At 60.1% G+C, this 14,597-nt stretch carries 13 protein-coding genes; 6 read left to right on the forward strand and 7 right to left on the reverse strand.

What is annotated here, in order from left to right:
• Positions 1-125: 125 nt before the first annotated feature.
• Positions 126-800 carry a fasciclin domain-containing protein gene (locus tag FDW84_RS15610; RefSeq protein ID WP_138610419.1) on the reverse strand — a complete coding sequence of 225 codons (675 nt, stop codon included), beginning with the start codon at positions 798-800 and terminating at the stop codon, positions 126-128.
• Positions 801-1,175: 375 nt separating this feature from the next.
• On the opposite strand from FDW84_RS15610, the gene FDW84_RS15615 reads away from it, so the two are divergent.
• Entirely contained in the window at positions 1,176-2,267 is a 1,092-nt protein-coding gene (locus FDW84_RS15615) for a LamG domain-containing protein (RefSeq protein ID WP_240721547.1), read from the forward strand.
• Positions 2,268-2,351: 84 nt separating this feature from the next.
• On the opposite strand, the gene FDW84_RS15620 is transcribed toward FDW84_RS15615, so the two are convergent.
• Complete coding sequence (locus FDW84_RS15620; protein WP_138610420.1) at positions 2,352-3,119, reverse strand: hypothetical protein; 768 nt, start codon at positions 3,117-3,119, stop codon at positions 2,352-2,354.
• A 124-nt stretch (positions 3,120-3,243) separates the two neighbouring features.
• Positions 3,244-4,128: a response regulator transcription factor gene (locus FDW84_RS15625; protein WP_371419179.1), complete on the reverse strand. Its 885-nt coding sequence runs from the start codon at positions 4,126-4,128 to the stop codon at positions 3,244-3,246.
• A gap of 318 nt (positions 4,129-4,446) precedes the next feature.
• On the opposite strand from FDW84_RS15625, the gene FDW84_RS15630 reads away from it, so the two are divergent.
• Entirely contained in the window at positions 4,447-5,106 is a 660-nt protein-coding gene (locus FDW84_RS15630) for a LamG domain-containing protein (protein ID WP_240721549.1), read from the forward strand.
• Positions 5,107-5,253: 147 nt separating this feature from the next.
• On the opposite strand, the gene FDW84_RS19375 is transcribed toward FDW84_RS15630, so the two are convergent.
• From FDW84_RS19375 to FDW84_RS15640, 4 genes are all read right to left on the reverse strand, one after another.
• Complete coding sequence (locus FDW84_RS19375) at positions 5,254-5,418, reverse strand: hypothetical protein (protein ID WP_171046806.1); 165 nt, start codon at positions 5,416-5,418, stop codon at positions 5,254-5,256.
• A 6-nt stretch (positions 5,419-5,424) separates the two neighbouring features.
• A complete protein-coding gene (locus FDW84_RS15635; RefSeq protein WP_138610422.1) occupies positions 5,425-6,474 on the reverse strand; it encodes a glycosyltransferase family 2 protein in 1,050 nt (349 codons plus the stop codon).
• Between the two features lie 294 nt (positions 6,475-6,768).
• A complete protein-coding gene (locus tag FDW84_RS19380) occupies positions 6,769-6,927 on the reverse strand; it encodes a hypothetical protein (protein ID WP_171046807.1) in 159 nt (52 codons plus the stop codon).
• A 147-nt stretch (positions 6,928-7,074) separates the two neighbouring features.
• Entirely contained in the window at positions 7,075-8,184 is a 1,110-nt protein-coding gene (locus tag FDW84_RS15640; protein ID WP_138610423.1) for a hypothetical protein, read from the reverse strand.
• Positions 8,185-9,610: 1,426 nt separating this feature from the next.
• Here FDW84_RS15640 and FDW84_RS15645 point away from each other — a divergent pair.
• The 4 genes from FDW84_RS15645 to FDW84_RS15665 all read left to right on the forward strand — a co-directional run bounded on the left by FDW84_RS15645 (position 9,611) and on the right by FDW84_RS15665 (position 13,595).
• Complete coding sequence (locus FDW84_RS15645; protein ID WP_138610424.1) at positions 9,611-9,961, forward strand: PAS domain-containing protein; 351 nt, start codon at positions 9,611-9,613, stop codon at positions 9,959-9,961.
• 421 nt (positions 9,962-10,382) lie between these two features.
• Positions 10,383-11,246, forward strand: a complete 864-nt coding sequence (locus FDW84_RS15650) for an ATP-binding cassette domain-containing protein (RefSeq protein WP_240721550.1) — start codon at positions 10,383-10,385, stop codon at positions 11,244-11,246.
• A gap of 5 nt (positions 11,247-11,251) precedes the next feature.
• Positions 11,252-11,671, forward strand: a complete 420-nt coding sequence (locus tag FDW84_RS15655; RefSeq protein WP_138610425.1) for a hypothetical protein — start codon at positions 11,252-11,254, stop codon at positions 11,669-11,671.
• 1,480 nt (positions 11,672-13,151) lie between these two features.
• Positions 13,152-13,595, forward strand: coding sequence for a glycosyltransferase (locus FDW84_RS15665; RefSeq protein ID WP_371419180.1), 444 nt, complete (start codon positions 13,152-13,154; stop codon positions 13,593-13,595).
• Positions 13,596-14,597: the final 1,002 nt, after the last annotated feature.

Here is a 14,597-nt window from a genome sequence, read left to right on the forward strand (position 1 = left end):
CTGAAAGGGCCTGGGCCCGGTGCGATACCGGGCCCAGGCCCTGCCAGTGCATCTTGCAGGCAGTAGTCCACTCCTAGACGAGTTCTATGCCTTTAAGGGCAACATCCCTGGACTTGCGAGGTGTCTTACTTGGGCATCAGTACCGAGTCGATGAGGTAAACGGTGGCGTTCTTGGTCTGCACGCCGCCGCAGATGACGCTGGCGTCGTCAACTTTGAGTGCGTCGCCGCTGCCGGTTACGGTCACGGAGCCGCCCTGGACGGTGGCATGGGTGCCGGCGATCTTGTCAGGGGTGATCTGGCCCGGAACGACGTGGTAGGTCAGGATTTTGCTCAGCAGCGCATCGTCGGTCTTCAGGGTTTCAATGGTTGCGGCGTCGATCTTCTTAAAGGCGTCATCCACCGGGGCGAAGACCGTGAATTCGCCGCCATTGAGGGTGTCCACCAAGTCAACTTTCGGGTTGAGCTTGCCGGAAACAGCGGCGGTGAGGGTGGTAAGGATCGGGTTGTTCGAGGCGGCGACAGCAACCGGATCCAGGGCCATGCCTTCGACGGAGCCGGCACCGGTGGGGACCTGCTCGGCGTAAGCGGCACAACCGGGACCAACAAGATTGGCGGCCGGATCCATAGTGGAAGCCGAGGCGCTGGCGGACGCTGACGGCGCCGCGCTGGAAGCAGAAGGCGCAGCGGCGGGGGCCGATGAACCTGAAGTGGTAGCCGAACCGCCGCAAGCGGTCAGGCTCAGCAGCGCCGCGGCTGCAACGCCTGCGACGGTAAGGGTTGTGCGCTTGATTGTTTGCATTCGACGTTCTCCTTGAATCGTGGCGGCCCCTAGCCGGGACCGATGTTCATGTGCTCTTGGCTCGTGTCTCAATGACTATTCGGCCGATGCAGAAACATGGATGGGTCAATTCAAGGAATTTTCTTACAACCGTTTTCGTGCGTCCTAGACCTTAAGAGGGGAAGCCGGGCGCAGGTTTGAATGCAGCTGTCGGCTGCCCATTTCTGTACTTGCCAATCGGTGGTTGAGATACTTCCCACCTTCAGAGGCACTTTCTTAAGGATTTGCGCAGGAACTCCCAAGGTTGTGGCTTTTCTCTGTTGTGTTGGCTCATGATCAAGGTGTGCTCAATGGGGGCGCGTAGTGCTCGCTGGGAGCGACTTGAGGGGGCGTTGCATGGCTCGTTTTGGCATGGCTGTTTTTCATCCTTCACGCCAGTGCAGACCTTTGGCCGTGCTCGCGGCCATTGCGCTGGTCACACTCGCAAACGTGGCGCCTGTCCAGGCCGCGGACGCGACGCCGCTTGATGCGAACCCCGGCTCTGCCGGCGACTTTTCGTGGAAGGGCTTTAACTGGGAGAAGCGCTTCTGGGGCGGTGCACCGCAATACAACAAGCTTTTCGCGGCCGCCAACGTCGGCAATCCGGACGCCAACGGCCATATCACCATGAACCTCACCAACCCAACTGGTGATGCGCCCGTGGGGGCGGAGTTTCAGTCCACGCGACAAGGATTTGGGTACGGAACCTACAGCACCACCGTGGAAAAGGACCTCTCAGCCCTTCAGAAAGAAGTGGTGTGGGGTTGTCTCTTTACTTACGATCCCCTTGCCGAACCCGGCTATAACGAGATCGACCTGTGCGAGGCCTCGGCCTGGGGCGGGGGCGCGGCTTACGGTGAGTCCTGGCCCGTCAGTCAGGGGCACGGGTACTGGTTTGCCGCCAGCAAAGCCCCAGGGGAGGGAAACAACACCACGGTCTTCGATGTGACGTCCAGCCCCATCACTACGCACCGGATGGTCTGGGAGCCACAACGTATCACTTTTGAGACTTTTGCCGGTGAAGGTCTCACCGGGACACTCCTGAAACGTACGGTCCTCGAAGGCGCAACCGTTCCGGTTCCGGCCAAAGAACAGATTCACTTCAACCTCTGGGTAACGGGCGGAGGCGGGGGCGATCCCGCTCGCGTGAAGCCGGAAAGCGTGGTGATCCGCGATTTCTCCTTTGTTCCCGCTGCTGCACCAGCTCCGGCGGAGCCGGTTCCGGCGATCTCGCTGAGCGCCTCAACCACCAAGAAAAAGTCAGTCAGCTCCACCACTTTGAAGTGGAGCGGGGCAACCGGGACGAACGTAACGGTGTGGATCAATGGTTCGCCCAAGATCGTTGCCAACACGGGAAGTTTCGTCAACAGCGTTAAAGGCGGACGGACGACGGCCTACAAGGTCTGCGATTCGGTCGGGTGCTCGAACGTTGTGACTGTGGTGACGTGACCGCCGATAAGCACGGACACGCACAAGCCACGGGAAAAGACCCCCTATCGGTGGCGGCGGGGTGGCAGAGGGTCGCCGGGTGAGCTACTGCTGGGAGAGGGTAGTTGTTATGCCTGTCGAGGCGCGTTTCCAGTCATACAGGGTCCCGTCCGGCTGGTAGGTGAGTTCCCATCTGTCGCCTGTTGTTAGAACTTTCCCGTCAGCACAAGGGATGAGGTAGCGGGCAGTGATCTGGAATTTTGTCACGTTGTAGGCTGTCGGTTCGCCGCCGCTTGCCGGAGCGTAGGGTTCGGCGGTGAGTCGTGGGTCCGAAAAGGTTGTTGCCCAGGGTTTGTCTGAGATCAGGCATTTCAGTTCAGTGCCGCCCTCCTTCGTCACCCAGTACTCTCCGCTCTCGGAGTCAAGGTTTGCAAGGTACAAGGGGCCGCTTTTGCGGACTTCCCACCGCTGGACGAAGTCCTTCCAAACAGGCTCGGATACCTTCGGCTTAATGTTCTTTTCGAAACTGGGCATGAGGGACATGTAGGTGTCATCGGTCAGAGCCCCTGACCGGGTTTGGTGAATCGCGTAATCGAGGGTGAAGACGCGGATGAGGCCCAGGCCGTGGGTGATAACAGCAAGTTGAGAGTCGCGGTCGGAGCCAAAGTCGCGGATGTGGGACGCAGTGGCCGGGACGCTGGCCGGCGTGATATCCGCCAGTTCTGTGGTGCCCTCGGTGTCAACCAGTGCAGATGCTGAAGTGCCTGTTGGAACGGGCTTAACCGGGATTGGTGGTGCTTGGACAGTGGCACAGGCTGCTAAAAAAAGCGCCAGGATACCGCCGATGGCAGCAAATTTGTATACGGATTTCAACTTATCCTCATGTGAATCTTGGGAAGCCTTGAGGGATTCGTAGTCTTCGCCGCTGCGGTTCAGGACATAGGTCCCCGGAGTTGCCCGCGTAGCGGCTAGGTGGGCGGGCGGTCCAGGTGATCAGTTACAAAGCCATCCGGTAACCGACACCCCGGACGGTTTCGACCCAACGGGGTGCGCGTGAGTTGTCGCCCAGTTTTTTGCGCAGGTATCCCAGATGGACTTCGAGGGTCCGCTGTTCTTGGGTACTGACGTAGGAACCGGTGTCGTAAGACTCTTTACGCAGCTGTTGGGCCAAATCTGTCTTGCTTTGGACTGCCCTGCCGTTTTTAACGAGGATCAGCAGCAGGTCGAATTGGGTTCGGGTGAGCTCGACAGGAACGCCGTTGATGGCAGCTGATCTGGACGCTTCGTGCAGGGTCAGCCCCTTGTATTCAAAGTCCCACCGGTCAGGATTGCCAGTGCGGGGGGTTCGGGGCCCGAAGCTTTCCTGCGCTGTTCCCCGGCCTGGTGATGCGGGCCCTGCAGGGTCTGTTGGTGACGCCGGCCCGGCTGGTGACCGGCCAGTATTAGCGTCTTTACAGGTGTTCTTCAAGTCCGCGGCGGAGGTCATGGTTCGGGGGCGCCGGAACATGGCGGCGATGCGGGCGCGGAGTTCCCGGGGTCGAAACGGCTTGGCGAGGACGTCGTCGGCTCCGGCTTCAAAGCCCATGAGCGTGTCGGCCTCGTCCGTGAGGCCTGTGACCATGATGACGTAGGCGTCGCTGAAGGTCCGGATTCGACGGGAGGCTTCGATACCGTCGAAATCCGGGAGGTCGACCTCCATGATGACAATTTCCGGGTTGTGCTCACGGACTGCTTCGACTCCTTCGGACCCCGAAAACGCCCCGTGAACCTCGAATCCTGCCTGCCGCAACACCGTCATCAAAGTTTCCCTTGCGTCGTTATCGTCGTCGACAATCACAGCACGTCCGCGCTTTGACAATTTGGTTTCCTCTTGATCTTTCACTGCAGGGCGCAATACACACCTGATTCAACAATTCATTCGGTATTCGCCCGTGTGTTAGGCATGGATGGGTGTTAATTCGCCCAAAAGAGGATCCTTGAGCAGAGCTTGATGTTTGCTTGAGAAAAAAAGGGAATTTTGCAATTAGCTTGAGCAGAACTTGCAGTTATTTTGAGGTGCCATTGGCTGACATCTTAGGAGGAATGTTTGGATTTTCGTGATTTTTTTGTTTTCCCGCCTGCGGGCGAGGCAGGACATAACGGCCCAGTGGCCCCGGTTTCTGGTCCGCCGGGTGATTTCAGTTGGAAGGGGTTCAACTGGGTGAAGCGGTTTTGGGGTGGGTCTCCGCAGTACAACGGGGTTTTCGCTTCGGCTAACGTCAGTGGCCCTGATACCAACGGCTACATCACTGTCAGCCTGACTAACCCCACCGGTGTAGCGCCGGCGGGTGCGGAGTTCCAGTCCACCCGGCAGGGCTTCGGGTACGGGACGTACAGCACCACGGTGGAAAAGAACCTGAGCACGTTGCAAAAGGAAGTGGTGTGGGGCGGCCTATTTACCTACGATCCCCTGACCGAACCTGGATATACCGAGATTGACTTGTGCGAAGCCTCGGCTTGGGGCGGCGGGGCCGGCTATGGCGAGTCCTGGCCGGTAACTCAGGGCCACGGCTACTGGTTTGACGCCACCAAAGCCCCGGGAGAAGGCAACAACACCACCGTCTTCGACGTGAGGTCAGACCCTGTCACGACCCATCGGATGGTCTGGGAGCCGGGCAAAATCACGTTCGAAACCTTTGCCGGTGAAGGCTTTAGCGGCATCCTGTTGAAGCGCACGGTCCTTGAAGGGGAGACCGTTCCAACGCCAGCGAAAGAGCGCGTCCACTTCAACCTGTGGGTTATCGGAGGAGGAGGGAACCCTGACAAGGTGGAACCGGAAAGCGTCGTAATCAGGGACTTCGCGTTCGTCCCCGCCCCGTAGTACGCCCAACCGTTGCCCGTCAGGGCAATTGCAGTAGATGCCGCTGTCGGGTGTCAGCTGAACTCCGGAGCGCAGGGACCTTGGGGGGAAGGTGCCCTGCGCTCGGGAGCTCCCCCTGGTTGTCTCAGCCCAAGGGAAGCTGGTTTGTCATGACTTGGCGCTGCGCACGGGGACGATTCTTTTGATGGCCAGGCCCAGGGCCAGGAGCGCGAACGCTGCAAGGGCGAACCAAAACATGTCGCCGGCGCCGGTCATGGCGAGCGTTCCCGAACCGGCTCCTGCTGCGGCTGGAACTGCTGGGTTGTTGTACATATGTCTCTACCAGGCTTTCTTTTTGTTGAACATTGCATCTGCGTAGGCCTTCGCGTGGACTACCTGCAGGAACAGGTCGATCACCATTTCGTACATGGTGGCGGCCGCGAGCATATACTTCCATCCCCGGAGCCTTACTGTTACCACTCGTTCGATCACGAAGACACCGGTCACGGCCAGCCAGAACGGCTGAATGTGCAGCCCTGCCCCCGTGCCCAGTGCAAACGCCACCGTGCCGACATAGGCGAACGTCACCAGGACACCGACCACGGACAGCGCCTGACGGCCCCAGTAAGGCCGGGTAACCTGCGTCCATCCATACTGCATGCAGTTCTCGACTGCTCCCCGCTTCCAGCGCAGGCGCTGCGCCCACAACTGCCGCCAGGTAGGCATGACCTCCGTGACCAGCGTGCAGTCCGCCGGTGACATGATCCTGTAGTTGAGCGTCAGCAGGGCAAAGGACAGCTCGTTGTCCTCAGTAAGAACGGATGTGTCATACACGCCTCCACGGCCATTACCTGGCGGCAAAGTCCCATCCAGCCTCGCCGCTTCAACATGGCGCAGCGTCCCCACTCGGAACAGAGCCGCCGTCCCGGTGACCACCAGGCACTTGCCGTGCAGCCGCCTTACGTCCCTGGCGTACCGGGCGTACTCGTTGCGCTGCAAGTGGCCCACAAACCCGCCACCCTCCGCTCCGCTGAACACTCCGCCGACTGCCCCCAACTCGGGATCGGCTTCCAGATGGCTCACGGAACGTTCGATGAAATCGGGGGAGAGCTGAGAGTCAGCGTCCTGCACCAGGATCATGTCCTCCGGAGCGCCCTGGAGCAACAAATTGGCCAGTACGAGGTTCAGGGCACCAGCCTTTTTATCGGTGTTGTCCACCGTTCGGATTACTTCAGCTCCGGCTGCTAAGGAAATCGCTTCAGTAGCGTCGGTGCAGTTATCGGCAACCACAATGACACGTTCAGGAGCCAGTGTCTGACCTGCAAGTGATCGCAGTGTGTCGCCTATGCCGACAGCCTCGTTATGGGCCGGAATGATAACGGTAATCATCGGCTAAACGTCCAATATGTAGCTTTGTATCGCAAAGAATAACGCATTGAATTCCCATGAGCGTTCTCGAATTTCCAGCTATAACTGTTTCATTTCAAACGCAAATGGATGCTAAAAACCTAATAAAAAAACTACAATTGTTGATCAGGAAAAGCTCAAAGAAGCGCTGTCGGACGGTGAAGCGGCGCGGTAGGTGAGAAACACGAGGGAGGGGCACGCGCTACGGCGCTTGCCCCTCCCTCAGCTCGGATAAGACCAGAGACCTCACACGCACTTACCAGCGCGTACCGGTGGCTATGCCCTTTCCGGGGGTTTGGGAGGCCGGACAATGATGACGTTGTTGGTGCAGCGCACTGTTGAAGCAGTTTTGCTTTCAACCATGTCTTTAGGGATCCAGTAGCCGTCCACGATTTCGAAGCGGGACGACAGGGGATGCTCGGGTGTCAGGGGCATTAAGGTCCTTGAAGGGCATGGGAGTGCCCGGCGGCAAGATTAGGTTTCCCGCCGCCGGGCTCACAATATGAAGAAGTTCAGCTCAAGAATTCGGCCCTACCGTGGTGTCGCTACCTTCGGAGGCAGGGCGGGAGTAAGAGGTGGGCGTCAGGAGACCCTGCGCTTGCGGAGCATTAGAAGCCCGGCGCCCAGCAGGAACAGGGCGAAGGGAACCAATGATGCGTTTAGGCCCGTGTTGGCCAGGGCACCACCGCGGTGGGTGGCAGCGCTGCGGTGAGTCGAATCCTGGGCAATCGCCCCGCCAACAGAGGTTGACCCGGCAGGGGCCACCGAGAAGTTGCTGGTAGCAGCCGTAACAGTAGTTCCGAGGCCCGCGGCCGCGTCACCGGTTCCGATGCTGACGTTGGCGTTGCCACTGTCGGTGCCGTTCCCACCACCGGTGCCGGGGTTGCCCGTATCGGAATCGACGGTGCCGCTGCCACCGGTGCCATTGTCCGGGCCATCAGTACCGGGGGTTCCATTACCCGGAGTCTCAACGCCGGTGTCTCCATTACCGGCCCCGATACCAAGGTCGACATCCAGGTCAATACCCGCATCAACACCGCCGGTACCACCCGTACCCAAATCCACACCGAGATCTACGCCAGCTTCCACCCCACCATCGGTGCCACCGAGGTTCAGGTCAACAACTGCGTCCACAACCGTGTCGAGTCCGGCATTGGTGCCGTCCGTGCCAGCGCCACCAAGGTTCACATCAACAACTACATCCACGAGAGAGGTAGTGCCGTTTCCGGTGGTACCGACAAGCACCTCGGCGTCCGTATCCACCAGGGACCCGGCGCCATTGGTGCCGTGAGTGTGGGGGAGGATATCAAGGTTCACTGCGGCATCAGCGAGGGAACCGGTGCCGTTTCCGGTGGTACCGACAAGCACCTCGGCGTCCGTATCCAGCAGGGACCCGGCGCCATTGGTGCCGTGGGTGTGGGGGAGGATATCAAGGTTCACTGCCGCATCAGCGAGGGAACCGGTGCCGTTTCCGGTGCCTGTGTGGGTGAGGACTTCGACGTCCGCTGCGGCGTCGGCCAGGGAGCCGGTGGCGGCGCCGGCGGTCTTGCCGATAGTCACGTTAGCGACTGCACCGACGAGGGTCTTGGTTTCGTTTGAAGTGTCCGCGGCGTTAGCGGCTGTACAGCCGAGGGCGAGGAGGCCCCCGGCAAAGAGGGTGCCAAGCAGCCCCCTGCGAAAATTGGAACTCATGATTGATGTCTCCTGAAAGTTTGAGGTAGGGCGCGCATGTGGTCGCCCTAATGACCCAGTGCTGCCAAGAAAAGGCAGAAGGACCTCAATTAGTCAGGAGAAGAACCCGGGTCAAAAGACACCGGTGAAGGAGCATGCTGTGAATACTCCCCGGCCCGTACAGGCCCGGAATAAGAAAGGTAGAAGTTAAAGGAGCTCAGCCAAGCGACCGAAGCAGAAAACCCGGCCGACGACGCACCGCTGCCAGCACCGGAGCCAGGAGCTGCGGGGACGCGGGCCAGGCCGGAAGAAGGATCAGATGCTTCAAGCCGCTCATCGTCGACGAGAGAAGCTGAGCCAGGTGTCACAGGGACAGAAGCCCCCGATGCGCCAGCCGCGCCGCTGGCGCTACTGAGTGCAGGGACCGGCCTTGAACCCAAGGACGGGCTTTTTGAGGACTGGTTCGGATCCGCTGAAACCAGGTCTCCACGCTCAGATGGAAACTGAACGGTCTCAGCTCCTTTCTCGTCCCCAAAGCCCGGAACGAGCACAGAAACAGACTCCTCGTCAAAGGCTGCTTCAAAGACGGCAGGAACCGTAACGGTCAGGGGCGTTGCCCCTGTCACCAAATCCGATACCGGCTCCAGAACAGGATCAAGCGCCGGAACGGTTTCGGTAACGGGCGGAACAACCACTTCCACAACAGCCGAAGCCGCTCCGTCTGCAATCTCTGCTATCGGCGCTGCGATGACAGTGATAGTGCCGGCGGGAACATGGTGCTGCACTACCGGCACTGAAGCGATGACGCCGTCCGCCAGCCCAGCGGCTGAACCGACTACAGGCTGGAGCAATCCTGCGGGCTGACCGGCTGGAGGCGTTGAAGGAACTGCCGGAGCAGTAGTCAGCAGCTTCTCAGAAACCGAGGACACGGAGCTGGATACTCCACCCAGAACGGAAGAAGTCTCCGGGAGCACATCGGCGGAGGCCGCGGTAGAAGAAAGCGTAAACCACGAGAGCGTAGCCGCTCCAGCAAGGAAAACGGGCCGCAGGGTACGCCAAGGAGAACGAGACCTAGCCATGCGTACCACCCCCCGGTGCAGTTCAGACGCCTGAAGAATAACCCAACCCACTGGATTAAGTCCACAAGAGCTAAAACCATCCCTGTGCCCAGGGTCGAAGCGTGTCGTAAAAATGATCATCGGCATCCCGGCGGCCGCCGACCCTGGCCAAGCCAGTTCGGACAACGGAATTTTGGGCAGAATTGCCACGAACGTATGACGCGAAACACCCCCTTTTGCAGGCACTCCCCCGGCCATTTTCGTAAGCCAATGATGGATATTCCGTCATGCTAGCGACCGCTCACCACGCTACTGCCAGCGCCTGAGCGGCACCTGCGCGCCCGGTGCACGTTTCGGTAGATGGGAAACGCGCAGGTAGGCTCCAGTGGATGGGGGAGAAATTGCTGCGCATGAAGCCGTCCGGATGGCTGGCGCTGAGCATGCTGTCCGCGTTCCTGCTGTTCTTGGTCTTCTTCCAGGGTGCTGCCGCCGGTGGGCTCGACGTCGCGGAGGCTTGCGCATTGCGCGCTGGCCAACCGTACGACCATGAGTACCGCAGGCTTCACAAGGACGAGCAGCTTCAGCTGTTCCCGCTGACCACCAAGTGCAACGCCGAGTACGACCTCGTTCCTCCGTGGACGAACCCGGCCCTGGCGGTCCTGGCTCTCCTGATGGTGGCCTGTTTCGCGATGGCGTTGGCCACCCTGTTCATACGTGTAAAGAGCAGGCTCCGCGGATGACGCCCTAAAGGTTCCGTCGGACGAGCGACCCGACGTGATTGATGGTGGAAGCAGCTGCGGTGCTCACCATGTCCGGATCGCCTCCTTAGGCCACTGGTAAATGCTCGTCAGGATGCAGACTATGCCCACAGCGAGGATCAGCACGCCCACGAGTGAGAGCAGCCCTGTAGAGGTCCTCATCGCTGCGGTACTGCTCCTGATTGGACCGCCCACCAAGGACCTCGAAGAGCACCCAGCCGATGGGCAGCATTCCAACCCGAGCAGAAAAGCTCTCATGCGCGGATCATGCATTCATCCCCCAAATCGATTGGCCTTCAGCGTATCTGTTGACGGCAGATGCGGCCCGCGGCGACTACATGCCGGCACCCCTACGCATGCCTCCCGGGAATGACCATTCGCATCACAGATATAGGCTGGCAGGATGACGTTGGGGGATGCGGCGGAACCGCTTGTGCACATCAAAGACTTTCGGATGAATTTCGGGGACACCACGGTTATCAAGGGCTTGTCCTTCGATGTTCGGGCCGGGGAAACCTTCGGGGTCCCCGTTATCGAACGGGTCCGGGAAGACCACCAGTTTGCGGGCGCTGCTGGGCTCTACCAGCCCACCGCGGGCACACCGCATATCGGCGGGAAGGTTTTCGAACCGCGGGACGGCGCCCGGCTCGGGTACCTGCCCGAGGAGCGGGGTCTGTACAAGAAGGAAGCCGTGCTGGACGTGATGGTCTACTTCGGCCGGCTCAAAGGCCTGTCCAAGACGGAGACCCGCACGTGGTCCGTGGATTACCTGGAGCGGGTGGGCCTGGCGGACAAGGCCACGGTGCGGCTGGACAAGTTTTCCGGCGGCCAGCAGCAGAAGGTCCAGCTGGGCGTGACCATCATGAACGATCCGGAGCTGCTCATCCTGGATGAGCCAAGTCATAACGGACGCCGGCGGGCAGGCCGAGCTCGCTCCACAGGCAGGTGCCACCGAAGCAGCGCCTGCGGGAGCTGGTTGAGGGCGGCGTCGCGGTCCGGTCTTTCACAACCGCACGGGTCTCTTTGGAGGAGATTTTCATCCAGGTGTACGGCGAACAGCAGATGGCAGAGGTCTAGGACGATGGCACTTTCACAGCACAACCTGGGCACCGTCGCTGGGTTCGAGTTAATCATTGCCGAACTGTTCATCGTCGGGCTCCTGATCCTGCGCCTCGCCGTCCACCTCTTCCGGTACGGGTCCATTGAATACGGCAAGAAGCTTTCCATCGCCGGGACCTCTCGCCGCAATGAACTCGCTGCCAGGTGAGCCGCGTGAGGAAGGCGCCAAACTGGTCGGGGATTATCCGTACAGTCCGGGGCACCTGGGCCCTGTGGGCGATGGCGCTGGCATTTGCAGCAGGCATATTCTTCACGACCTTCTCACTGACCGGTGGGTCACATGGGGTGGAGATCGCCGTCCTGCTTGCTGCCGGAATCACAGGGGGCGCTCTTGTCCGGGCCCTGGTCCGCGAGAATCTGGTGGGAGTCCTTTTCGTGCTCGTCGTAGTGGCGGAGTGCGTGATCTTTTCCCAGCTTGCCAAGCCATGGTCCACCCTGTTTACGGTACTGATTCCAGGCAACGCCATTGGAGTGATGGTGGGGGCCATCGTTCGCGAAGCACTGCACGAGAGCCGGCCAAGGATGGCCCGGAACGTGCGTGTGGATGGGACAAGCGAAGCACGCGATGGCTGAAGTCAGCCGCCGGAAGGTCGGAACCATTGCCCGGATCCTGCTCGTTCTCACCTCGATGGCCCTGATCGGCTACGGGGTATGGCGCGCTGGCTGGCACATCTGGCTGCCACGTTGGACGGATCACGAAGAAGTCGGGATGGGTAACCGCTACATCTTCGCCGGCTGCGCGCTATCCCTCGCTGCCGCCGTCTGGTCCGGAGCACGGGACAACCGCCTTGGGTCACCATCTGCGTCGGGCTGCCGGTCGCTCTCGTGGGCTGGGCGACGATGGATTCCCCGTACGACTCGAAGCGGCACCTCGCCGCCGTGGTGTCGTTCCCGCTTGCCCTGGCCGGAGTTGCCGAGGTCATCAGGGTGCGGGGCCACCGGCAAAGCGAATGAGCAGTCCCGGGCAGGCTGGAGCAGCAGAGCGGCGGCCCGCGCGCCAGCAAGCGGGCGATGGCCGTTTCATAGCACCGATAACGGATATTCGGTTAATCTGACCTGGGCTCGCATAAGCTCGCACCGATTACTCTGAGCCTTCCAGGGCTGGGGTCAATTCGGGTTATCCACGGCCAACAATTGCAAGCCGTTGGGATAGCTCCCTGGCAGCAGTAGCGGTGGATAACCTATGAGGATTGTCCCCGCTGTGGGCGGGCGGGCTGGACTTCTCCTTTGAACGTCGTGATTAGCGTGTCAGCTTTGGGTGTAGGTCACCTGCACGATACGCAAGCGCTTCGGCGAAGGCTCTGCGGTAAGCCGGCTTAGACTGCTGAGTAGTGCACCGGGGTGCGGGAGTGGCGCTGGGGCCCGTCACAGCGCCATGTATTTCCGACGACTATCACCGGTCCGTCATCAGTCTTCCGTCGAGTCGTACGGCTTTACCCGCTTGGCTTCGACCTATTGGTGCTTGAAAGTGAGCAGGAGTGAGGCTGGTAGCGAAGGCCAGGTTTGCCGCCGGTGTCGGTGAGGGATCTCCTGCTGACGGTGCCCGGCACCTACTCCTTTCCATCAACTGCAGGACGTTTGAGGTGGACGGAGCACTAAGATGGGGGAATTTGCGCGACTGTAGGTGGCACATACTCTTTCTTGCGAGTTCCGCAGCGGGTGCAGTGGTGTGAGGCGGGCACTGCATATTTTTGTGATGCAAGCACACCGTACGTTAGGTATCCCTATTACTTGGATTGAGTACACCTAACTAGTGCTTACTACCTGAGCGAGCCGTAGTGTACAGGATACGGCAGTGTCGAGGCCGCTGAAATGCTGGGCCACGTGACTTGACAACCACCGTTGAGTGCTGACGGGTGTGCCAATGTTGGGGGTGGTGTCCCGTTGCGGGTATACGAATCGTGCAACGAAGCAAGGGGTGAGACATTTGTCTATCTCTATCAGGTCACCAACTTCGACTTCAGTGCCAGCCGCAGCGCCGCAGAGAGCCTCTGTAAGTGTCGTCATTGCAACCCTCAATGAGGCACAAAACATTCCTTGTGTCCTTCGCCGCATGCCCTTGTACGTGGATGAGGTGGTGATTGTTGACGGCCGCTCCACCGACGGTACCGTCAGCGTGGCACGTGCAGTACGGCGGGATGTCGTAGTGGTGCGTGAACAGCGCAGGGGCAAGGGTGTTGCGCTGGGGTCAGGATTTGCTGTAGCGACAGGCGACGTCATAATCATGCTGGACGCGGATGGGAGCATGGACCCTCAGGAGATCGGCTGGTTTGTTTCACCCCTTCAGCACGGCTACGACTCCGTCAAGGGCTCCCGACACGTGAATGGAGGGGGCTCGGAAGATCTGACCTGGTTACGGCGTGCAGGAACCGTGCTCTCACTGGATTGGCCAGCCGGGTCCTGCACAGCAACTACTCCGACCTTTGCTACGGTTACATCGCCTTCCGACGGGAGTGCCTGGAAGTTCTGCAGCTCGAATCCGACGGCTCGAGATTGAGACGGAGCTGATTGTGAAGGCGGCGAAAGCAGGTCTTCGTATTGCCGAGGTCCCCAGCCTGGAACTGAACCGCATTTCAGGGGCATCGAATTTGCAGACTTTTCGAGACGGCTGGCGGGTGCTCCGCACCATCGCACACGAATCCCTCCTGTGCGAAGCTCCTACTGCCGGTGCCCGCCCAGAGCTTCTGCGTCGAGTGAACTATGCCTATGCCAACGTAAGCCATCCCCGGACACCCACGGATCCGCGGACCGTTCTTCCGGCCATCACCGCTGGGTGAAATGACGAACGTGGACCCCCGCACCGTCAGGGTAGTTATGTGTGCGTATAGAGCGGAACGACGGGAATAACTTGCCGATGCCATCAGGATTTGTTGAGGGGCTTGGCTTCCGTGCCTTGACGCGCACACAGGTGTTGGTGCGGGGGAGTCCGCAATTGTCGCGTTTGCGGATGACCGCTCTGAGGCAGTTCCTGACCAGCTCTAACGTGTCCTGATCCTTCACAACGATCCTGAGGTACTTGCTGCGGGAGGCCAGCAGAGGAACGAACCGCTACGTGCTTGCAAGGTCCTGGTTGGATGGAATCTCGAAGGCTTAGGTCAGCCACATCGTAGTTCACAAAAAGCTTTCGGGTCCCGAGCGACGATACGCCCGCAGCGTCCTGCCCCGGGCAATCTTATTGACTATGAATGATCGGCGTCGTGGAGATCCCGCCGGACTCCGCCGGGGCTGGCCGGTGTCGCCACCGCCCCCCATCGGCAGCGGTCGGGAACTTTCACGGCCGATGTCTTCCACAATTGAACAGCATTAAACCGAAAACACCAGACAGGCGAGACCATGGGCACTTCGATGACCAAGGCACTACACTTCGATATTCATGGACGCGTGACCATCCGTGTTGACGCAAAAACTCCGGCAGCTACCCAGCTTCAGACCATGCTGGCGTGTTTTGCCACCGACATCGAGAAGCCGGCCGACATCGTCGTAAATGACCGGCCGGAGT

It is taken from the genome of Pseudarthrobacter sp. NamE5, assembly GCF_005796225.1.
Taxonomy (GTDB): domain Bacteria; phylum Actinomycetota; class Actinomycetes; order Actinomycetales; family Micrococcaceae; genus Arthrobacter.